Raw genomic sequence first — 19,144 nt, 5'->3', positions numbered from 1 at the left:
CGACCAAGGAGCAACCCGATGAGCTCACTGCGCACCCACGACGACAGCTGGGACATCAAGACCAGCGTCGGCACCACCGCCGTGATGGTGGCCGCCGCCCGGGCCGTCGAAACCGAGCAGCCCGACGCGCTGATCCGCGACCCGTACGCCAAGCTCCTGGTGACCAACTCCGGCGCCGGGGTGTTGTGGGAGGCCATGCTCGACCCGGAGGTCGCGGCCAGGATCGAAAACCTCGACGCCGAATCCGCCGCCCACCTCCACCACATGCGCGGCTACCAGGCGGTGCGCACGAACTTCTTCGACACCTTCTTCAAGCAAGCCGTCGCCGACGGCATCCGACAGGTCGTGATCCTGGCGTCGGGGCTGGACTCCCGCGCCTACCGCCTGGACTGGCCGGGCGGCACCACGGTGTACGAGATCGACCAGCCCCAGGTCCTGCACTACAAGTCGACGACCCTGGCCGAAAACGGCGTCGCGCCGTCCGCCGATCGCCGCGAGGTGGCCATCGACCTGCGGCAGGACTGGCCCGCCGCGCTGCGCGCCGCCGGCTTCGACCCGAAGCAGCGCACGGCGTGGCTGGCCGAGGGCCTGCTGATGTACCTGCCGGCCGAGGCGCAGGACCGGTTGTTCACCCAGATCGGCGAGCTGAGCGCGCCCGGCAGCCGGGTCTCGGCCGAAACCGCCCCCAACCACGCCGACGAGCGGCGCCAGCAGATGCGCGAGCGGTTCCGGAGGGTCGCCGACGAGATCGGTTTCGAGGAGACCGTCGACGTCGGGGAGCTGATGTACCGCGACGACCACCGCGCGGACGTCACCGAGTGGCTGAACGAACACGGCTGGCGCGCCCGCGCGCAGCACTCGACCGACGAGATGCGCCGGCTGGGCCGCTGGATCGAGAACGTCCCGCTGGCCGACGACAAGGACGCGTTCTCCGACTTTGTGATCGCCGAGCGGTTGTAATACCGCGCGGCCGTTCGTGAACAGCTTGGTCACGGCCGTCAGGCCCTGACGGCTGCGCCTTACTCCCCGCCCAACCGGATGGTTAGGATCGCGGGTATCACCCATGAGCGCTCGCGCGACGAGCAGTGGGCACCCTCCGGGAAGGAAGACACTGATGACCACCGAATCGGTTACACCGAAGACGTCTGAGTCCAACGGGGCCCCGGCAGCTCAAGGCGGCGAGATCGCCGCGACGGTGGACCGGCTTCGCAAGACCTTCGCCACCGGCCGCACCCGCGACATCGAGTGGCGCAAGCGCCAGCTGCTGCAGCTGGCCAAGCTGATGGAGGAAAACGAGGCCGCCATCGCCGCCGCGCTCGCCGACGACCTGGACCGCAACCCGTTCGAGTCGTTCATCGCCGACGTCGCGACCACCGCGGGCGAGGCGAAGTATGCGGCCAAGAAGGTGCGCAGGTGGACGCGGCGCCGCTACCAGCTGCTCGAGATGCCGCAGCTGCCCGGCCGCGGCTGGATCGAGTACGAGCCCTACGGCACCGTGCTGATCATCGGCGCCTGGAACTACCCGTTCTACCTGACGCTCGGCCCGGCGGTCGGCGCGATCGCCGCGGGCAACGCCGTCATCCTCAAGCCCTCGGAGATCGCGCCGGCGTCGGCGCACCTGATGGCCGAGCTGGTGCCGCGCTACCTCGACAACGACGCGATCGCCGTGATCGAGGGCGACGGCTCCGTCAGCCAGGCGCTCATCGCGCAGGGCCTGGACCGGGTGCTGTTCACCGGCGGCACCGAGATCGGGCGCAAGGTGTACGAGGGCGCGGCGCCGCACCTGACCCCGTGCACGCTGGAGCTCGGCGGCAAGAGCCCGGTGATCGTGGCGGCCGACGCCGACATCGACGTGGCGGCCAAGCGGATCGCGTGGATGAAGCTGCTCAACGCCGGGCAGACGTGCGTCGCGCCCGACTACGTCCTGGCCGACGCGAAGATCCGCGACGAGCTCGTCGACAAGATCGCCGCCGCCATCACGAAGTTCACCTCCGACAAGCCGGACGGGGTGAAGATCGTCAACCAGCGCCAGTTCGACCGGATCAGCGGCTACCTGTCCGGCGGGGACGGCAAGGTCGCCGTCGGCGGAGGCTGTGACGCGTCGACCCTGCGCATCCAGCCCACCGTCGTCGTCGATCCCGATCCGGACGGGCCGCTGATGCGCAACGAGATCTTCGGGCCGGTGCTGCCGGTGATCACCGTCCAATCCCTGGACGACGCAATACGTTTCGTCAATTCGCGGCCCAAGCCGCTGTCGGCGTACCTGTTCACCAAGACGCGGGCGACCCGCGAGCGGGTGATCAAGGAGGTGCCGGCCGGGGGCATGCTGGTCAACCACCTCGCCTTCCAGGTGTCGACGGCCAAGCTGCCGTTCGGCGGGGTCGGCGCGTCGGGCATGGGCGCCTACCACGGCCGCTACGGCTTCGAGGAGTTCAGCCACCGCAAGTCGGTGCTGACCAAGCCGACGCGGCCCGACCTGTCGAGCTTCATCTACCCGCCGTACACCGAGCGGGCCTTCAAGATGGCCCGCAGGATGTTCTGACACCCCTGTCGCACCAAATCACTTGCTAAACCCCATCTTTCACAGCTGAGAGGAATCCGATGCCCGGAGTGCAGGATCGCGTCATCGTCGTCACCGGAGCCGGCGGGGGGTTGGGCCGCGAATACGCCCTGACCCTCGCCCGGGAGGGCGCCAGCGTCGTCGTCAACGACCTCGGCGGGGCCCGCGACGGCACCGGCGCGGGCCACAACATGGCCGACCAGGTGGTCAAGGAGATCAAGGACGCGGGCGGCCGGGCGGCGGCCAACTACGACAGCGTCGCCGAGCCCGAGGGCGCCGAGAACATCATCAAGACCGCGCTCGACGAGTTCGGCAAGATCGACGGCGTCGTCAGCAACGCCGGGATCCTGCGCGACGGCACCTTCCACAAGATGTCGTTCGAGAACTGGGACGCCGTGCTCAAGGTGCACCTGTACGGCGGGTACAACGTGATCCGCGCCGCGTGGCCGCACTTCCGCGAGCAGAGCTACGGCCGGGTGGTCGTCGCGACGTCCACCAGTGGGCTGTTCGGCAACTTCGGCCAGACCAACTACGGCGCGGCCAAGCTCGGCCTGGTCGGCCTGATCAACACGCTGGCGCTGGAGGGCGCCAAGTACAACATCAACGCCAACGCGGTCGCGCCGATCGCGGCCACCAGGATGACCCAGGACATCATGCCGCCCGAGGTGCTGGAGAAGCTCACCCCGGACTTCGTCGCGCCCGTGGTGGCCTACCTGTGCACCGAGGAATGTGCCGACAGCGCATCGGTTTTCATCGTCGGTGGCGGCAAGGTGCAGCGCGCCGCACTGTTCCAGAACGACGGCGTCAACTTCGACGAGCCGCCGTCGGTTCAGGACGTCGCCGCGCACTGGGCCGAGATCACCGACCTGTCCGCCGCGAAGAAGGCCGGCTTCAAGCTGTAAGGCGTTGCGGCGCCGCCCGATTCAGGCGAGCAGCGCGCCGCGCAGCCGGTCCACGTCGGCCGCGGAGATGCCCGCGTCGCGCAGGTAGCCGCCCAGCGATCCGAACGTCTCGTCGATCGCCTGGCGGGCGGCGGCCAGGTACTCCTCGCGCACGCCGAGGACCCCGTCGGACAGCCGCGCCTCGGTAAACGTCACCACCTCCGGGGTGAGTTCGGTGTCTTGGCGCTGGGCGATCATCTCGGAGATCCGTTCCCGGAGCTGCGGTGCCGCGTCGTTGCTGCGCAGGAAGTCGACCACGATGGTGTCGCGGTCGACGCCGATCGCCTCCAGCACCGTGGCGACCACGAAGCCGGTGCGGTCCTTTCCGGCGAAGCAGTGCGTGAGCACCGGGCGGCCGGCGGCCAGCAGCGTGATGACGCGGTGCAGCGCGCGCTGCGCGCCGTTGCGTGTTGGGAATTGGCGGTATTCGTCGGTCATGTAGCGGGCGGCGGCCTCGTCCACCGACAGGCCGTCGCCGCCCTCGCCGGTCAGCAGTCGCTGAAACGCGTGTTCGTGCGGGGCCTGCCCGTCGATGTCGGCCTCGTCCTCGCCCAGGTCCGGGAAGGGCAGCAGGTGGATCTCGACGCCGTCGGGAACCAGCCCAGGGCCGCGCCGGGCGACCTCCCGGGACGCGCGCAGGTCGGCGACGTCGGTGATCCCGAGCCGGCGCAGCGTCGCCCGGCCCTCGTCGTCGAGGCGGCTCAGCTCGCTGGACCGGAACAGCCGCCCGGGCCGCAGCGCGGGCGTGGAGTCGGCGACGTCGCGGAAGTTCCAGGCGCCCGGCAGTTCTCGCACCGCGGCCTCAGCCATGGGGCGTGACCGCCGCCGCCAGCGCGGACTGTTCCCGGCCGAGCTCGGCGCGCGCGATGGACCGCATGTGCACCTCGTCGGGGCCGTCGAAGATGCGCATCGCCCGGTGCCAGGCGTACATCCGGGCCAACGCCGTGTCCTCGCTGACGCCGGCGGCCCCGTGCACCTGGATGGCGCGGTCGATCACGTCGCACGCCACCTGCGGCGCCACCGCCTTGATCTGGGACACCAGCAGGTGGGCGGCCTTGTTGCCGTGCTGGTCGATGGTCCACGCCGCCTTCTCGCACAGCAGCCTGGCCTGGTCGATCTCGTTGCGCGACTTGGCAATTGCCTGTTGCACCAGACCCTGGTCGGCCAGCGGGCGGCCGAACGCGATGCGGTTGCGCGCGCGGTCCACCATCAGCGCCAGGGCGCGCTCGGCCCCGCCGAGGGCGCGCATGCAGTGGTGGATGCGGCCCGGCCCCAGCCGCGCCTGGGCGATCGCGAAGCCGCCGCCCTCCTCGCCGAGCAGGTTGGTGACCGGCACCCGCACGTTGTCGTAGACGATCTCGCAGTGCCCGGGCTGGTCCTGGTAGCCGAACACCGTCGTCGAGCGGACCACCGTCACACCCGGCGTGTCGATGGGCACCAGAACCATCGACTGCTGCTGGTGGCTGGCGGCGTCGGGGTTGGTCCTACCCATCACGATGAGGATCTTGCAGCGCGGGTCGGACGCGCCCGAGGTCCACCACTTGCGCCCGTTGATCACGTAGTCGCCGCCGTCGCGCACGATGGACGTCTCGATGTTGCGGGCGTCGCTGCTGGCGACCGCCGGCTCGGTCATCGAAAAGCCGCTGCGGATCTCGCCGGCCAGCAGCGGCTCCAGCCACTGCTTGCGCTGCTCGGGGGTGGCGAACAGGTGCAGGGTCTCCATGTTGCCGGTGTCGGGTGCCGCGCAGTTGAGCGCCTCGGGCGCGATCTCGAGGCTCCAGCCGGTCAGCTCGGCCAGCGGCGCATAGTCCAGGTTGGTCAGGCCCGACTCGGCCGGCAGGAACAGGTTCCACAGGCCGGCCGCCTTGGCTTTGATTTTCAGCTCCTCGATGATCGGCGGGACCGTGTGGTCGTCGGGGCCGGCCTCGTGGCGGTATTTGTCGTAGTCGGCCTCGGCCGGAAAGACATACTCGGTCATGAAGTCGGACAGCCGCTTGTGGTAGTCGCTCGCTTTGGCCGACATCGCGAAGTCCATGTCCGCCACGATAGGACACGTGCGATAAGGCGGCGCGAGCAGACGCAAAAGCACCGCGACACGCCGTTGAGAAGGTGCTTTTGTGTCTGCTCGCGCTAGAACTGGACTCATGTTCACCCGTGACACGGCGCTGCAGAAGGTCCAGGCCGCCGAGGACGCCTGGAACACCCGCGACCCCGAGCAGGTCAGCCGGGCCTACACGCCCGACTCGGAATGGCGAAACCGGGGCGAACACATCGTCGGCCGCGACGAGATCGTGGCGTTTCTGACCCGCAAGTGGCGGCGCGAGCTCGACTACTCGCTGCGCAAGTGCCTGTGGGACTTCCACGACAACCGCATCGCGGTGCGGTTTCAGTACGAGTGCCGCGACGAGAGCGGTCAGTGGTACCGAAGCTACGGCAACGAGCTGTGGGAGTTCGCCCCGTCGGGGCTGATGGCACGCCGGGAGGCCAGCATCAACGACGTGCCGATCGCCGAGGCCGAGCGGCGCTACTTCGGGCCCCGGCCGGCGTCGGAACATGGCCAAGACATCCCGCTATGGTGACGGCCGATAGGGTGTCTGCGGCAAGCCGAAGACGTGAGGAAAGCAGATGTACGCGCCATGACAGATCCGCAGGCCGACGCCGTCAGGGTCGGGGTGGTGGCCGAGTCCGGGCCCGATGAGCGGCGCGTCGCGCTGGTGCCGAAGGCGGTCGCATCGCTGGTGAGCAGCGACGTGGCGGTGGTGGTCGAGTCCGGCGCCGGCGAGGGGGCGCTGCTGCCCGACCAGCTCTACACCGAGGCCGGCGCCAGCATCGGCGACGCGTGGGCCGCCGACGTCGTGGTCAAGGTCGCCCCGCCGACCGCCGACGAGGTCGCCAGGCTGCGCAGCGGGCAGACCCTGATCGGCTTCCTGGCGCCGCGCAACGCCGAGAACTCGATCGGGGCGCTGAAGCGCGCCGGGGTGCAGGCGTTCGCGCTCGAGGCCATCCCCAGGATCTCGCGGGCCCAGGCGATGGACGCGCTGTCGTCGCAGGCCAACGTGGCGGGGTACAAGGCGGTGCTGCTGGCGGCCTCGGAGTCGACCCGGTTCTTTCCGATGCTGACGACGGCCGCGGGAACCGTGAAGCCGGCGACTGTGCTGGTGCTCGGCGTCGGCGTGGCCGGGCTGCAGGCGCTGGCGACGGCAAAGCGGTTGGGGGCGCGCACCTCGGGCTACGACGTACGCCCGGAGGTGGCCGACCAGGTGCGGTCGGTGGGCGCGCAATGGCTGGATGTGGGGATCGACGCGTCGGGTGAGGGCGGCTACGCCCGCGAGCTCACCGAGGAGGAGCGCGCCCAGCAGCAGGAGGCGTTGGAGAAGGCGATCAGCGGGTTCGACGTCGTAATCACCACGGCGCTGGTCCCCGGCAAGCCCGCGCCGCGCCTGGTGACCGCCGCGGCGGTGGAGGCGATGAAGCCCGGCAGCGTGGTGGTGGACCTCGCCGGGGAGGCTGGCGGCAACTGCGAGCTCACCGAACCGGGACGGACGGTGGTCAAGCACGACGTCACCATCGCCTCGCCGCTGAACCTGCCGTCGACGATGCCCGAGCACGCCAGCGAGCTCTACAGCAAGAACATCACCGCGCTGCTGGACCTGCTGATCACCGACGGCAAGTTGGCGCCGGACTTCGACGACGAGGTCGTCGCGGCGGCATGCGTGACCCGCGGGGAGGATTCCTGATGTACGACGAGTTATTGGCCAACGTGGCGATCCTGGTGCTGTCCGGGTTCGTCGGCTTCGCGGTGATCTCCAAGGTGCCCAACACGTTGCACACGCCGCTGATGTCGGGGACCAACGCGATCCACGGGATCGTGGTGCTGGGCGCGCTGGTGGTGTTCGGCGAGGTGGAGCACCCGTCGCTGGCGGTGCAGATCATCCTGTTCGTGGCGGTGGTGTTCGGCACGCTGAACGTCATCGGCGGTTTCATCGTCACCGACCGGATGCTGGGCATGTTCAAGGGCAAGAAGCGGACCCCGGCAAAGGTTGAGGAGCCGGCCGCCAAATGAACTACCTGGTGATCGGCCTCTACATCGTCTCGTTCGCGCTGTTCATTTACGGCCTGATGGGCCTGACCGGGCCCAAGACCGCGGTGCGCGGCAACCTCATCGCCGCGGTCGGCATGGCCATCGCGGTGGCGGCGACGCTGATCAAGATCCGGCACACCGACCAATGGGTGCTGATCGTCACCGGCCTCGTGGTCGGCGTCGTGCTCGGCGTGCCGCCGGCCCGCTACACCAAGATGACCGCCATGCCGCAGCTGGTGGCGTTCTTCAACGGTGTCGGCGGCGGCACCGTCGCGCTCATCGCGCTGTCGGAATTCATTGAGACATCGGGCTTTTCGGCCTTCCAGCACCACGAGTCGCCGACCGTGCACATCGTGGTGGCATCGCTGTTCGCCGCGATTATCGGGTCGATCTCGTTCTGGGGATCGATCATCGCGTTCGGCAAGCTGCAGGAGATCATCTCCGGATCGCCGATCGGCCTCGGCAGGGCCCAGCAACCGGTCAACGTGCTGCTGTTGGCCGGGGCCGTCGCGGCCGCCGTGGTGATCGGCGTGCACGCGCATCCCGGCACCGGCGGGGCGTCGCTGTGGTGGATGATCGGCCTGCTCGCCGCGGCCGGGGTGCTGGGCCTGATGGTGGTGTTGCCCATCGGCGGCGCGGACATGCCGGTGGTCATCTCGCTGCTCAACGCGATGACCGGGCTGTCGGCCGCCGCAGCGGGGTTGGCGCTGAACAACACCGCGATGATCGTGGCGGGCATGATCGTCGGCGCCTCGGGTTCGATCCTGACCAACCTGATGGCCAAGGCGATGAACCGTTCTATCCCCGCGATCGTCGCCGGCGGCTTCGGCGGCGGCGGCGTGGCTCCCAGCGGCGAAGGCGGCGGCGACAAGCACGTCAAGTCCACCTCGGCGTCAGACGCGGCGATTCAGCTGGCCTACGCCAACCAGGTGATCGTGGTCCCGGGTTACGGCCTGGCCGTCGCGCAGGCTCAGCACGCCGTCAAGGACATGGCGTCGCTGCTGGAGGAGAAGGGCGTGCCGGTGAAGTACGCGATCCACCCGGTGGCCGGCCGCATGCCCGGGCACATGAACGTGCTGCTGGCCGAGGCCGAGGTCGACTACGACGCGATGAAGGACATGGACGACATCAACGACGAGTTCGCCCGCACCGACGTCGCGATCGTCATCGGCGCCAACGACGTCACCAACCCGGCGGCCCGCAACGAGACCTCCAGTCCGATCTACGGCATGCCCATCCTCAACGTGGACAAGGCCAAGTCGGTGATCGTGCTGAAGCGGTCGATGAATTCCGGGTTCGCGGGCATCGACAACCCGCTGTTCTATGCCGAGGGGACGACGATGTTGTTCGGCGACGCGAAGAAGTCGGTGACCGAGGTCGCCGAGGAGTTAAAGGCGCTTTAGCGAGCGCGAGCAGACATAAAAGCCCCCGACACGCCGAGCGTGTGGGGGGCTTTTATGTCTGCTCGCGCCGTTCTAGACCGGCGGATATGCGGGCGGCGGGTATCCGTTGCCGTCGACGACCCCCCGCAGACCCCATGGGACGTACCTGAAGAAGAATTCGATCTCGTCGCTCATGTCGTAGTCCGGGTTCGGATCCATCGGCCACCCCTCCAGTCGCGACTTCAGCTTCGAAAATTGAAGTCTAGTCCCATCCCTGTCCGTCTGACACCCGGGATTTGCCTAAACTGTCCAACCAGTTGATTGATAATTAGCCTTGCCCGGCATCCGACCAGCCCCGCCGGCAATGACGATAGTGAGCACAGATGCCATCCGAGAACGGGTTGACCCGCCGCGAGGAGTTGCTGGCCGTCGCCACCAAGCTGTTCGCCGCCCGCGGCTACCACGGCACCCGGATGGACGACGTCGCCGACGTGATCGGCCTGAACAAGGCGACCGTCTACCACTACTACGCCAGCAAGTCGCTGATCCTGTTCGACATCTACCGTCAGGCCGCCGAGGGCACGCTGGCCGCCGTGCACGACGACCCGTCCTGGACGGCGCGCGAGGCGCTCTACCAATACACCATCCGGCTGCTCACCGGCATCGCGAGCAATCCCGAGCGGGCCGCCGTGTACTTCCAGGAACAGCCCTACATCACCGAGTGGTTCACCAGCGAGCAGGTCGCCGAGGTGCGCGAGAAGGAGGCGCAGGTCTACGAGCACGTGCACGGCCTCATCGACCGCGGGATCGCCAGCGGCGAGTTCTTCGAGTGCGACTCGCACGTGGTGGCGCTCGGCTACATCGGGATGACGCTGGGCAGCTACCGCTGGCTGCGACCGCATGGGCGGCGCAGCGCCAAGGAGATCGCCGCCGAATTCAGCACCGCGCTGCTCCGCGGCCTGATCCGCGACGAAACGATCCGGAACACCTCTCCGCTCGGGCCCTAACCGAGCCGCCGGCCGTCAGTGGATGGGCGGAATCAGGTGCAGCAGGTCCCCGGTGACGCCGCTGAGCACCGACAGCCCCGTCACGCTCGGCTGGCCCAGGAAGAAGTTCAGGTTCGGATCGATGGACGGGAGATACGGGTAGGCGGTCGGCAGCGCGGACTGCGGCAGCAGCCCGAGATCCACCAGCGCCGACTGGGGCCCCTGCACGGACCCGAGGAGCAGGTCGGGGCCGGTGGTGAACGGGTTGACCACCTCGAACAGACCGGCCGGGGTGGGCACGTTCGCGTAGTTCAGGCCGGGCCCGTAGGAGCCGTAACCCAGGTCGACGAGCACCCGCAAATCGGGCTGGACCACGTCGGCGAGGGGATTGCCGGCGAACGGGATGTCGCGAAGCGGCTGCAGCAGCGGCAGGTTCTGCGTCAGCAACTCGTAGTACTGGGTGCTGCCGGTGTAACCCGGCGACGTCGGCAACTGCACCGCGTTGGCGAGCTGGGCGGCCGTCAGCGTGGGATAGGTGTGGTGCAAGGTCAGGGCGCCCGCGAAGGCATTGGCGTCCGACACGAAATTCAGCGGGTATTGCGGCGCGTTGGCGATGCCGTCGTACTGGATCGTGAAAATGCTCGTCGCGTAGGGGGAAAGCGGCGGCGTCGCGCCGTTGAACGGCACGTCCAGGAACGGCAGGTAAAACCCAGGGAAGCGCTCCAGGATGCCGCCGACGGGGTTGTTGGGATCCGCGAGCAGCATGAAGGACAGGTCGCCCTGATACGGCGAGCCCGCCGCCATCAGCGCGCTGATCTCGTTGGTGGCGACGGTGGCGCTCTGCGAGTAGCCGACGACCAGGGCGCTGTTTCCCTGGGTGAGCACCCCGGTGGGGCCGACGAGCGCGGTGTTGAGCAGGTTCACGCCCTGCGAGACCGATTGCCCGAACGTCAGGTTGCCGAGATTGGGGGTGATCGGCCAGAACTGCTCGGGGGTGAACAGGCCCTGCGGAATCGCCCCGGCGAAGGCAGGGTTCGGCTGGATGAACGAGTTGAAGATGCTTGCCACATAGCCGGGATTCGGCGTCGGGTTACCGGTGCCGCCCATGATCAACGCGATCAGCGGGTCCGCCGACGTCGCGTTCGACATCGACGTCATCGACGACAGCGACGACATGGGCATCATCGCGCCGAGCCCGCCGGGCCCGCCGGTGCCGGCCGCCGCCGTCAGCGCGTTCGGCGGCCCGATCATCAGGGACGAGTTGGCGGCCTCGGCGTCCAGGTAGGCATTTCCCGCGGATGCCAGCGCCTCGGTGAACTCGTTGTGGAACGCCGTGGCCTGCGACACGACCGCCTGGTACTCCTGGCCGTAGGCGCCGAACAATTTGGCGATGGCCGCCGACACCTCGTCCTCGGCCGCCGGAACCAAGCCGGTGGTCGGCCCCGCCGCGGTAGAGCTGGCGGTGCTGATCGCCGAACCGATGTTCTCCACATCCGCGGCCGCGGCCGCCAGCGTTTCCGGGGTGGTGACTACGTACGACATCGCCCCGTCCTTCTCGCCATCTCCCCATTCCCCCTGGACTCGAGACTGAGCATAGGACGGCCCCCGCGGGGCGTCCCCCGTTTCGGCTAAGTCGGTGCTGCGGGAGTCAGGTGCATGTCGAGGAAGGCGATCTGGTCGGCGACCACCCGCTCGAAGGCGTCGCCGACGTATATCTCGAAGTGGCCCTCGGGGTACGTACTGACCTCACCGCGCGGGGCCCGCGCGGCATGGCGCAGCGTGGCGCCGGCGGGGGCCACCGAGTCGGTTTCGCACACGCAGAACAGGATTGGGCAGCGGACCTTCGCGGCGAGGCGGCCCGGGCGGTAGGTGGCGACCTTGAGCCCGATGCGGGCGGCGACCTCGTTGGGCACGGTTCGGCCCTCTGGGATCAGCCGCAGGTAGCCCGGGTACGCGTCGGGTGCGGTCATCAACGCGACCTCGCCAGGCCTGCCCGCCGTGGGGATCATCACCGGCGGCCTTCCGGCGATGGCCCCGACGGCGTCGCGAATCGCCCGCGCGGTGATGCGTGCGACGGTCACCGGGCTGATCGCGCGCAAGGAGGCGATGCCGTCGGTGTACGGGCACTGGGCCAGGGCGGCGGCGATGCCCGGCAGCCGGGCCGCCGTGGCGATGACATGTCCACCTCCAAAAGACGTGCCCCACAGGCCGATTCGGTTGGGGTCGATGCCGGGCAGGGTGCGGGCGTAGTCCACGGCCGCGGCCCAGTCGGACAGCTGCATGCCGATGTCGAGCAGCTGACGCGGCCGGCCCTCGCTGTCGCCGAAGTTGCGGTAGTCGAACACCAGGCAGGCGTAGCCGGCCGCGCTGAACCGCTCGGCGTAGGCGTCCAGCCGCATGGTGCGCACCGCGCCCAGCCCGTGCGCCATCACCAGCAGCGGCGTGGGGTGGGCCGCGGCCGGCCGGTAGAGCCACGCGCTGATCCGGTCGGCGCCGGACGCGAACCGGACATCCTCGCGCTGTGTCATGGCGCCCATTCTGCCTGCCCGAATGCCGCCGCGAACTGTGGACTAGTGTCTGGAAAGGTTTTCCAGCTTCTTTCGAAGGACGGAGACTCTGATGGCGATCCGCGTCGCGCACGTCGGCACCGGGAATGTCGGGGGCCTGGCGTTGGCCGAACTCATCACCAATCCGCAGTTCGAACTGACGGGGGTGTGCGTGTCCACACCCGAGAAGGTGGGCAGGGACGCCGGAGAACTGTGCGGCGTCGGCCTGGACGGGAACGTCACCACGGGCGTCACGGCCGTCGGAAGCCTCGACGAGATCCTGGCGACCGACCCCGACTGCGTCGTGTACTGCGCCATGGGCGACACCCGGATGCCGGACGCGATGACGGATGTGATGCGCATCCTGGCCGCCGGCGTCAACGTCGTCGGGTCTTCGCCCGGCCTGCTGCAGTACCCGTGGGGCGTGCTGCCGGCGAAATACGTCGAACCGGTGGAAGCCGCTGCGCGGCAAGGCAATTCGAGTCTCTTCATCAACGGCGTCGACCCCGGGTTCATCAACGACCTGCTCCCGTTCGCGCTCTTCGGGACCTGTCAGCGCGTCGAGCAAGTGCGGTGCATGGAGATCCACGACTACGCGGGTTACAACGGCCGGGAAGTCATGCACTACATGGGGTTCGCCCGGCCCCTGGACGAGGTGCCGATGCTCCTGCAACCGGGCGTGCTGGGCATCGCCTGGGGAGCGGCGATCCGTCAGCTGGCGGCCGGCCTCGGCATCGAGGTCGACGAGATCACCGAGTCGTACCAGCGCGAGCCGGCGCCGGAAGACTTCGACATCGCGGTGGGACACGTCGCCAAGGGCACGCAGGCCGCGCTGCAGTTCGAGATCCGCGGCATGGTCGCCGGGCATCCCGCCATCGTGATCGAGCACGTCACCCGGCTGCGCCCCGACCTGAAACCCGAGTGGCGGCAACCGGCTTCGGGTGGCGGCTCGTATCGCATCGAGATCACCGGGGAGCCGTCGTACGCCGTGGACGTCGTTCCGAGCAGCCGCAAGGGCGACCACAACCACGCCGCGATCGCCGGCGCCGCGGGCCGCATCGTCAACGCCATCCCGGCGGTGGTCGCCGCGCCGCCCGGGATTTGCACCACCCTCGACCTGCCACTGGTGACCGGCAGGGGCCTGTACGCGCCAAACACCTTGGTGGCCACCTAAATTGGACCGAATCGAAAGGAGACCCGCGTGGGACGGGTAGACGGCAAAGTCGCACTGATCAGTGGTGGTGCCCGCGGGATGGGCGCCTCGCACGCCCGCCTGCTCGCGGAGGAGGGCGCCAAGGTGGTGATCGGCGACATCCTCGACGACGAGGGCAAGGCGCTGGCCGACGAAATCGGCGAGTCGGCGCGCTACGTCCACCTCGACGTCACCCAGCCCGACCAGTGGGACGCCGCGGTCGCAACGGCCACCGGCGAATTCGGCAAGCTCGACGTGCTGGTGAACAACGCCGGCATCGTGGCGCTGGGTCAGCTGCGGAATTTCGATCTGGGCAAGTGGCAGAAGGTTATCGACGTCAACCTGACCGGCACGTTCCTGGGCATGCGGGTGGCCGTCGACCCGATGACCGCGGCCGGGGGCGGCTCGATCATCAACGTGTCGTCGATCGAGGGGCTGCGCGGCGCGCCGGCCGTGCACCCCTACGTCGCATCGAAATGGGCGGTGCGCGGCCTGGCCAAGTCGGCGGCGCTGGAGTTGGCGCCGTTCAACATTCGGGTCAACTCGATACACCCCGGCTTCATCCGCACCCCGATGACCGAGAAGCTGCCCGAGGACATGGTCACCGTGCCGCTGGGCCGCCCCGGCGAGGCGCGGGAGGTGTCCACGTTCGTGCTGTTCCTCGCCAGCGACGAGTCGTCGTACACGACCGGCAGCGAGTTCGTGATGGACGGCGGGTTGGTGACCGACGTGCCGCACAAGGAGTTCTAGGGCGATAACCGCGAACATGCTGCGCGGCCTGGCGGATGCGGTCGGATCGAGTCACGTCGTCACCGATCCCGACGTCCTGGCCGGCCGCAGCGTCGACCACACCGGGCGCTACCGGGGCCGGGCCAGCGCGCTGGTGCGGCCGGGCTCGGCCGAGCAGGTCGCCGAGGTGCTGCGGGTGTGCCGCGACGCTGGGGCGCACGTCACGGTGCAGGGCGGCCGGACCTCGCTGGTGGCCGGAACCGTTCCCGAGCACGACGACGTGCTGCTGTCCACCGAGCGGTTGAGTGCTGTCGGCGAGGTCGACACGGTCGAGCGCCGTGTCTCGGTCGGCGCCGGCGCCACGCTGGCCGCGCTCCAAAGCGCCTCTGCCGCAGCGGGTTTGGTGTTTGGCGTGGACCTGGCGGCCCGGGACACCGCAACCGTCGGCGGCATGGCCTCGACGAACGCCGGCGGGCTGCGCACGGTCCGGTACGGCAACATGGGCGAGCAGGTCGTCGGCCTGGAGGTGGCGCTGCCCGACGGCTCGCTGCTGCGCCGGCGCAGCGCGGTGCTGCGCGACAACACGGGCTACGACCTGCCGGCGCTCTTCGTCGGCGCCGAGGGCACCCTCGGCGTCATCACCGCGCTGGACCTGCGGCTGCACCCCACCCCGTCGCACCGGGTCACGGCGGTGTGCGGGTTCGCCGACCTCGAGTCGCTCGTCGAGGCCGGTCGGGTGTTCCGGGACGTGGACGGGATCGCCGCGCTGGAGCTGATCGACGGCCGCGCCGCCGCGCTGACCGGCGAGCGCCTCGGGGTCGGCGCGCCGGTGGACGGCGACTGGTTGCTGTTGGTGGAGCTGGCCGGCGACCACGATCAGACCGATCGGCTCGCCGGCCTGCTCGACGGCGTGCGGATGTGCGGCGAGCCGGCGGTGGGCGTGGATGTGGCCGCGCAGCAACGGTTGTGGCGGGTCCGCGAGTCGCTCGCCGAGGTGCTCGGCGTGTACGGGCCGCCGCTGAAGTTCGACGTTTCGTTGCCCTTGGCGGCAATTGGTGGCTTCGCCCGGGAGGCGGTCGCCCTGATCGCGGCGAGCGATCGCGAGGCGCTGCCGGTGCTGTTCGGCCACATCGGCGAGGGCAACCTGCACCTCAATGTGCTGCGCTGCCCGGTCGAGCGGGAGGCGGCGCTGTACGGGCCGATGATGGAACTCATCGCGCAGTGCGGCGGCAACGTCAGCTCCGAGCACGGCGTCGGCAGCCGCAAGCGCGCGTACCTCGGAATGTCAAGGGAGGCAGCCGATATCGCCGCAATGCGGACGGTCAAGGCCGCATTGGACCCGGCCGGCTACCTCAACGCCGCGGTGCTCTTCGACTGATCCGTCTTCGCCGCGAGCGTGCGCAGTTGTACGCATACGCACGGTCGCGGCAAACGGACTAGCTGCCCTTGATGCCGACGGCGTGACGCAGCTGGGCCAGGAATTGCTCGGCGTCGTCGCTGCGCACGATGTAGTGCGAGATGGCGATCCGGATCACCGTCGCCGCCTTGACCGCGGCGTTGGGGCCGGGAAGGTGCCGCTGCAGGCCGTCGCGCATCTGCGGGATGACGCGGGAGAACTGGGCGATGGTGTGCTCGGGTTCGACGTCGACCATGCGCACGCCGGAGTAGGAATGCTGGTACTCCACGATGAACCGCAGCACGGCGTCGAGCTTGTCGACGCCCTTGAGGCCCGCGGTGGCCTTGACCAATCCGCTTTCGAACAGCTGCCGCTCGTATTGCGAGAACGCGGACAGCAGCTCCTCTTTGGAGGCGAACCAGCGGTACAGCGTCGGGCGCGACACCCCGGCCTGCGCGGCGACCTCGGACAGGCTGAGCTTGGTCTTGCCGTTGCGGCCGAGCACCTCGGCGGTCGCCAGCAGGATGCGCTGGCGCGTCGAGGTGTCGGCGTCGGTCGCCGCGGCCGGAACGGTCATATCTCAAACTTTACGAAGTATTGCCGAGGTGTCACGATTTCCTCCGGCTCAGGCTCGCTTGGGCCGCCGGCGCACCAGCACCGCCTGCTGGATGGCGCCGACCGCGCCCTGCTCATCGAACAGCGTGCCGACCGTCGTGCCGACGCCGTCGGGCCCGTAGCTGGTCTCCGCGCGAATGCCGATCCAGTCGCCGTCGGGAACGCGGAACACGTGCACGGCCAGGTCGGTGTTGACGAACGTCCACTTGCTGATGTCCAGCTTGCTGCCGATGCCGTTGGCGCAGTCGGCCACCGCGAACAGGCGCTCCAGCGGCGTCATGGTCTCGCCCTTGACGAGGTCCACGGTCGGGTTGATCCAGGATTCGCCCGGGCCCGCGCTCAGCGGTTCGGTGAGCCACAGCCAGTCCAGGCTGTGCACGTAGTTGCGGTCCCAATCCAATGGCTTCATGTCGCGGCTGCGGGCCTCGGTCCGCGGCCGAGGCAGGGGCGCCGGGGAATGCGCCACCGCCTCGGTGTCGTGGTGCTGCAACCGCCAGCCGCTGGCGCGCGCCACCGGCCGCGGCTCGCCATCGGGGCCGGGGGCCAGCATCTCGGCGCCGACCAGCTCGATCTGCTTGCCGCCGCGCAGCACCCGCGAGGTGACCCACAGGTCGCCCTCGGCCGGCACCCCGCCCAGCAGGTCGATGACGACCCGCGATAGCCGGGTGTCGTCGCGCCGCTCACACCGCTCCAGCGCCCGGACCAGCAGCGCCGACACCGGCCCGCCGTGCTGTATCGCGGCCGACCAGGTGCCGCGCGCCAGGTCGGTGGCACCGAACTTCTCGCCCAGCGCGCCGGCCGGGTCGATGAGCTCGTAGTAGGAGTCGGTCATCGTCCACCTTTCGGGTGTCAGGGCAGGCCGGCGCCGGGGGTGGTCACCGTGACGGCGTCCAGCCGGGAGAGCCGGGTGCCGGCCAGGCGCTGGGGATACGCGTCGGTGCTCGACAGCAGGAACAGCGTGCGGCGCTCGGGGCCGCCGAGCGCGCAGGCGATGGCGACACGCTCGCCCATGTCGATGCGGTCGGTCACCGCGCCGCCCTCGGCGACCCGTTCGAACTGGTGGGCCAGCGTCATCGACGTCCACACCGCCCCGTCGGCGTCCAGCGCGATGCCGTCGGGTGGGCCGTCGAGGCCGTCGGCGAAGGTCCGGCGGCCGTGCAGCGCGCCGTCCTCGCCGATGGTGAACGCGGTCAACCGCCGGCCTACCGACTCGGCGACGATCAGCGTCTTGCGGTCCGGCGTGATGACCATCCCGTTGGGGAAGTCGAGGTCCCCGGCGACGACGGCGGCGCTGCCGTCGGGATCGAGGCGGACGATCACCCCGCCGGAGAACGCCTGCGACCCGATGTAGGCGCGCCCGGCGTCGTCCACGACCATGTCACCGAGGGCGGCCGGGGTGATGTCGGTCAGGTCGGCGATCGTGACGACGGTCTCGCCGTCGTAGCACAACACCCGGCGGTCTTCGGTCGAGGCGATCAGCAGCGACCCGTCGGGCCGGAAGCCCAGCCCGGACGGCGAGTGGCCGGGCAGCGGCAGCGTGGTCAACGAGCCAGTCATGGTCGAGGTGTGCACGGCTTCGCCCAGCATGTCGGAGAACCACAGCAGGCCCTCGAACCAGCGCGGGCCCTCGCCGAAGCAGAAGCCGTTGGCGACCGGCTCGGGGATCATCCGCCCATGCCTTTACAAAACACCGCAAAAGTGTCACGCACCGCGGGTACCGGTGTCAATTTGCCGCGCCCGCGCATTGTTAGCCCACCTTTACAAATCCTACTCAAAGTGTCACGCTGAGCCGTGAGCTGCTAGCGAGAGGTGGAGTGCGCTTTGAGCAAGGTTTCCGAGGAATCCCAGCAGACCGAGTGGACGGTGCAGGGCCTGCTGGACCTGTTCGACGTGCGGGCCGACGGGCAGGACCGGTTCACCGGCGACACCGGCATCGCCGTCGGCGACGAGCGGCAGGTGGTCGAGGGCACCCAGGTGCTCGCCCAGGCGATCGTCGCGGTGGCCAAGCGATTCGGAGACAAGTCGGTGCGCTCGGCGCACGCGGTGTTCTCCCGCGCGGTCGCCGTCGGCCCGCCCATCGAGCTCGTCCTCGACGTCGTCGCCGAGGGCCGGTCCACCGCCACCGCGGTGGTCGCGGTGCATCAGAACGGCCGGCGCTGCCTGAGCATCACGGTGCTGGCCGACGTCCCGACCGCCGACGTCATCCGTCACCACCTGCCGCGGCCCGACGTCGCCGCGCCCGTCGACGCAAACGTGTCCGAGATGCCGATGGTCGGCCGCGAACTGCGCCTGGTCGACGTGGTCGACGTCAACAGCCCCGACGAGGTCGGCCCGCCGGAGCTCTACGCGTGGCTGCGCTACGACCCGATCCCGACGCGCGACGACCTGGCCAAGGCGCTCCTCGCGTATTTCACCGGGCACCTTGGCATTTCGACCACCATGCGGGCGCACCCGGGGATCGGCACCGCCCAGGCGCACCTGACGGTGTCCACCGCGCCGATGAGCATCTCGGTCGCGTTCCACGAGCCGGTGCGCTGGGACGGGTGGCTGCTCTACACGCACGAGAGCACCCAGGTCGGCGCGGGAATGTCGTACGTGCGCGGCACCGTGCATTCGGAGGAGGGCGAGCTGTTGTGCTCGTTCGCGCAGGAGGCGCTGATCCGCCCGCTGCGCACCAGCGACACGGCGATCGACTCGCGCGCGCGATTCTGACCGC

Annotated in this window: 20 protein-coding genes; 12 read left to right on the top strand and 8 right to left on the bottom strand. The window is 69.3% G+C overall.

The window, feature by feature from the left end:
* Positions 1 to 18 precede the first annotated feature (18 nt).
* The 3 genes from OQ968_RS05030 (at position 19) to OQ968_RS05020 (ending at position 3,462) form a co-directional block, all read left to right on the top strand.
* On the top strand, positions 19 to 960 hold the full coding sequence (locus tag OQ968_RS05030) for a class I SAM-dependent methyltransferase (protein ID WP_324675360.1): 942 nt from the start codon (positions 19 to 21) through the stop codon (positions 958 to 960).
* A gap of 151 nt (positions 961 to 1,111) precedes the next feature.
* A complete protein-coding gene (locus tag OQ968_RS05025; protein ID WP_324675923.1) occupies positions 1,112 to 2,542 on the top strand; it encodes an aldehyde dehydrogenase family protein in 1,431 nt (476 codons plus the stop codon).
* A gap of 59 nt (positions 2,543 to 2,601) precedes the next feature.
* The gene (locus tag OQ968_RS05020; protein WP_324675358.1) at positions 2,602 to 3,462 is read left to right on the top strand and encodes an SDR family oxidoreductase; all 861 of its coding nucleotides are present in this window, start codon (positions 2,602 to 2,604) and stop codon (positions 3,460 to 3,462) included.
* A gap of 21 nt (positions 3,463 to 3,483) precedes the next feature.
* Here OQ968_RS05020 and OQ968_RS05015 read toward each other — a convergent pair whose 3' ends face one another.
* Both OQ968_RS05015 and OQ968_RS05010 read right to left on the bottom strand, forming a co-directional pair.
* Positions 3,484 to 4,311: a tyrosine-protein phosphatase gene (locus OQ968_RS05015; RefSeq protein ID WP_324675357.1), complete on the bottom strand. Its 828-nt coding sequence runs from the start codon at positions 4,309 to 4,311 to the stop codon at positions 3,484 to 3,486.
* Entirely contained in the window at positions 4,304 to 5,524 is a 1,221-nt protein-coding gene (locus tag OQ968_RS05010) for an acyl-CoA dehydrogenase family protein (RefSeq protein WP_324675921.1), read from the bottom strand. Before OQ968_RS05010 ends, OQ968_RS05015 begins: the two co-directional genes overlap by 8 nt.
* A 121-nt stretch (positions 5,525 to 5,645) precedes the next feature.
* On the opposite strand from OQ968_RS05010, the gene OQ968_RS05005 reads away from it, so the two are divergent.
* From OQ968_RS05005 to OQ968_RS04990, 4 genes are read left to right on the top strand one after another with little or no spacing between them, the layout of a single operon-like run.
* Entirely contained in the window at positions 5,646 to 6,080 is a 435-nt protein-coding gene (locus OQ968_RS05005; protein WP_324675355.1) for a nuclear transport factor 2 family protein, read from the top strand.
* A gap of 57 nt (positions 6,081 to 6,137) precedes the next feature.
* Positions 6,138 to 7,238, top strand: a complete 1,101-nt coding sequence (locus OQ968_RS05000; RefSeq protein ID WP_324675353.1) for a Re/Si-specific NAD(P)(+) transhydrogenase subunit alpha — start codon at positions 6,138 to 6,140, stop codon at positions 7,236 to 7,238.
* Complete coding sequence (locus OQ968_RS04995) at positions 7,238 to 7,564, top strand: NAD(P) transhydrogenase subunit alpha (RefSeq protein ID WP_324675351.1); 327 nt, start codon at positions 7,238 to 7,240, stop codon at positions 7,562 to 7,564. The genes OQ968_RS05000 and OQ968_RS04995 overlap by 1 nt, the downstream gene beginning before the upstream one ends.
* Positions 7,561 to 8,985, top strand: coding sequence for an NAD(P)(+) transhydrogenase (Re/Si-specific) subunit beta (locus OQ968_RS04990; RefSeq protein WP_324675349.1), 1,425 nt, complete (start codon positions 7,561 to 7,563; stop codon positions 8,983 to 8,985). The genes OQ968_RS04995 and OQ968_RS04990 overlap by 4 nt, the downstream gene beginning before the upstream one ends.
* 72 nt (positions 8,986 to 9,057) lie before the next feature.
* Here the strand turns inward: OQ968_RS04990 and OQ968_RS04985 are convergent, their stop codons facing one another.
* A complete protein-coding gene (locus OQ968_RS04985) occupies positions 9,058 to 9,183 on the bottom strand; it encodes a hypothetical protein (RefSeq protein WP_156746919.1) in 126 nt (41 codons plus the stop codon).
* A gap of 164 nt (positions 9,184 to 9,347) precedes the next feature.
* Between OQ968_RS04985 and OQ968_RS04980 the strand changes: the two genes are divergently transcribed.
* On the top strand, positions 9,348 to 9,971 hold the full coding sequence (locus tag OQ968_RS04980; RefSeq protein WP_324675346.1) for a TetR/AcrR family transcriptional regulator: 624 nt from the start codon (positions 9,348 to 9,350) through the stop codon (positions 9,969 to 9,971).
* A gap of 15 nt (positions 9,972 to 9,986) precedes the next feature.
* Here OQ968_RS04980 and OQ968_RS04975 read toward each other — a convergent pair whose 3' ends face one another.
* Together OQ968_RS04975 and OQ968_RS04970 are read right to left on the bottom strand one after the other, a co-directional pair.
* Positions 9,987 to 11,492, bottom strand: coding sequence for a PE-PPE domain-containing protein (locus OQ968_RS04975; protein ID WP_324675344.1), 1,506 nt, complete (start codon positions 11,490 to 11,492; stop codon positions 9,987 to 9,989).
* An 86-nt stretch (positions 11,493 to 11,578) separates the two neighbouring features.
* Positions 11,579 to 12,478, bottom strand: a complete 900-nt coding sequence (locus tag OQ968_RS04970) for an alpha/beta hydrolase (protein ID WP_324675342.1) — start codon at positions 12,476 to 12,478, stop codon at positions 11,579 to 11,581.
* A 91-nt stretch (positions 12,479 to 12,569) separates the two neighbouring features.
* Between OQ968_RS04970 and OQ968_RS04965 the strand changes: the two genes are divergently transcribed.
* Genes OQ968_RS04965 through OQ968_RS04955 form a run of 3 tightly spaced genes read left to right on the top strand, consistent with a single transcriptional unit; the run spans position 12,570 to position 15,795 of the window.
* A complete protein-coding gene (locus OQ968_RS04965; protein WP_324675340.1) occupies positions 12,570 to 13,670 on the top strand; it encodes a diacylglycerol kinase in 1,101 nt (366 codons plus the stop codon).
* A gap of 27 nt (positions 13,671 to 13,697) precedes the next feature.
* Positions 13,698 to 14,438 carry a glucose 1-dehydrogenase gene (locus tag OQ968_RS04960; RefSeq protein WP_324675338.1) on the top strand — a complete coding sequence of 247 codons (741 nt, stop codon included), beginning with the start codon at positions 13,698 to 13,700 and terminating at the stop codon, positions 14,436 to 14,438.
* Positions 14,439 to 14,454: 16 nt separating this feature from the next.
* Positions 14,455 to 15,795: an FAD-binding oxidoreductase gene (locus OQ968_RS04955; RefSeq protein WP_324675336.1), complete on the top strand. Its 1,341-nt coding sequence runs from the start codon at positions 14,455 to 14,457 to the stop codon at positions 15,793 to 15,795.
* 58 nt (positions 15,796 to 15,853) lie between these two features.
* Here OQ968_RS04955 and OQ968_RS04950 read toward each other — a convergent pair whose 3' ends face one another.
* The 3 genes from OQ968_RS04950 to OQ968_RS04940 are packed head-to-tail and all read right to left on the bottom strand — an operon-like array spanning position 15,854 to position 18,096.
* Positions 15,854 to 16,390: a TetR/AcrR family transcriptional regulator gene (locus tag OQ968_RS04950; RefSeq protein ID WP_324675334.1), complete on the bottom strand. Its 537-nt coding sequence runs from the start codon at positions 16,388 to 16,390 to the stop codon at positions 15,854 to 15,856.
* Positions 16,391 to 16,438: 48 nt separating this feature from the next.
* Complete coding sequence (locus OQ968_RS04945) at positions 16,439 to 17,260, bottom strand: thioesterase family protein (RefSeq protein WP_324675332.1); 822 nt, start codon at positions 17,258 to 17,260, stop codon at positions 16,439 to 16,441.
* Between the two features lie 17 nt (positions 17,261 to 17,277).
* A complete protein-coding gene (locus OQ968_RS04940; protein WP_324675330.1) occupies positions 17,278 to 18,096 on the bottom strand; it encodes an SMP-30/gluconolactonase/LRE family protein in 819 nt (272 codons plus the stop codon).
* A gap of 141 nt (positions 18,097 to 18,237) precedes the next feature.
* On the opposite strand from OQ968_RS04940, the gene OQ968_RS04935 reads away from it, so the two are divergent.
* Positions 18,238 to 19,140 (top strand): acyl-CoA thioesterase, encoded by a 903-nt coding sequence (locus tag OQ968_RS04935; RefSeq protein ID WP_324675328.1) that lies wholly within the window; start codon positions 18,238 to 18,240, stop codon positions 19,138 to 19,140.
* The last annotated feature ends 4 nt before the right edge of the window (positions 19,141 to 19,144 follow it).

The sequence above is a fragment of the Mycobacterium sp. 663a-19 genome (genome assembly GCF_035616495.1).
GTDB lineage: Bacteria > Actinomycetota > Actinomycetes > Mycobacteriales > Mycobacteriaceae > Mycobacterium.
Note: the sequence above shows the minus strand (reverse complement) of the source record. Positions and strands in the feature narration are given on the sequence as shown.

Coding starts and splice junctions, on each gene's coding strand:
- OQ968_RS05030 (WP_324675360.1), top strand. CDS start 19: ATGAGCTCACTGCGCACCCACGACGACAGCTGGGACATCAAGACCAGC.
- OQ968_RS05020 (WP_324675358.1), top strand. CDS start 2,602: ATGCCCGGAGTGCAGGATCGCGTCATCGTCGTCACCGGAGCCGGCGGG.
- OQ968_RS05015 (WP_324675357.1), bottom strand. CDS start 4,311: ATGGCTGAGGCCGCGGTGCGAGAACTGCCGGGCGCCTGGAACTTCCGC.
- OQ968_RS05010 (WP_324675921.1), bottom strand. CDS start 5,524: ATGTCGGCCAAAGCGAGCGACTACCACAAGCGGCTGTCCGACTTCATG.
- OQ968_RS05005 (WP_324675355.1), top strand. CDS start 5,646: ATGTTCACCCGTGACACGGCGCTGCAGAAGGTCCAGGCCGCCGAGGAC.
- OQ968_RS05000 (WP_324675353.1), top strand. CDS start 6,138: ATGACAGATCCGCAGGCCGACGCCGTCAGGGTCGGGGTGGTGGCCGAG.
- OQ968_RS04995 (WP_324675351.1), top strand. CDS start 7,238: ATGTACGACGAGTTATTGGCCAACGTGGCGATCCTGGTGCTGTCCGGG.
- OQ968_RS04990 (WP_324675349.1), top strand. CDS start 7,561: ATGAACTACCTGGTGATCGGCCTCTACATCGTCTCGTTCGCGCTGTTC.
- OQ968_RS04985 (WP_156746919.1), bottom strand. CDS start 9,183: ATGGATCCGAACCCGGACTACGACATGAGCGACGAGATCGAATTCTTC.
- OQ968_RS04980 (WP_324675346.1), top strand. CDS start 9,348: ATGCCATCCGAGAACGGGTTGACCCGCCGCGAGGAGTTGCTGGCCGTC.
- OQ968_RS04975 (WP_324675344.1), bottom strand. CDS start 11,492: ATGTCGTACGTAGTCACCACCCCGGAAACGCTGGCGGCCGCGGCCGCG.
- OQ968_RS04970 (WP_324675342.1), bottom strand. CDS start 12,478: ATGACACAGCGCGAGGATGTCCGGTTCGCGTCCGGCGCCGACCGGATC.
- OQ968_RS04965 (WP_324675340.1), top strand. CDS start 12,570: ATGGCGATCCGCGTCGCGCACGTCGGCACCGGGAATGTCGGGGGCCTG.
- OQ968_RS04955 (WP_324675336.1), top strand. CDS start 14,455: ATGCTGCGCGGCCTGGCGGATGCGGTCGGATCGAGTCACGTCGTCACC.
- OQ968_RS04950 (WP_324675334.1), bottom strand. CDS start 16,390: ATGACCGTTCCGGCCGCGGCGACCGACGCCGACACCTCGACGCGCCAG.
- OQ968_RS04945 (WP_324675332.1), bottom strand. CDS start 17,260: ATGACCGACTCCTACTACGAGCTCATCGACCCGGCCGGCGCGCTGGGC.
- OQ968_RS04940 (WP_324675330.1), bottom strand. CDS start 18,096: ATGATCCCCGAGCCGGTCGCCAACGGCTTCTGCTTCGGCGAGGGCCCG.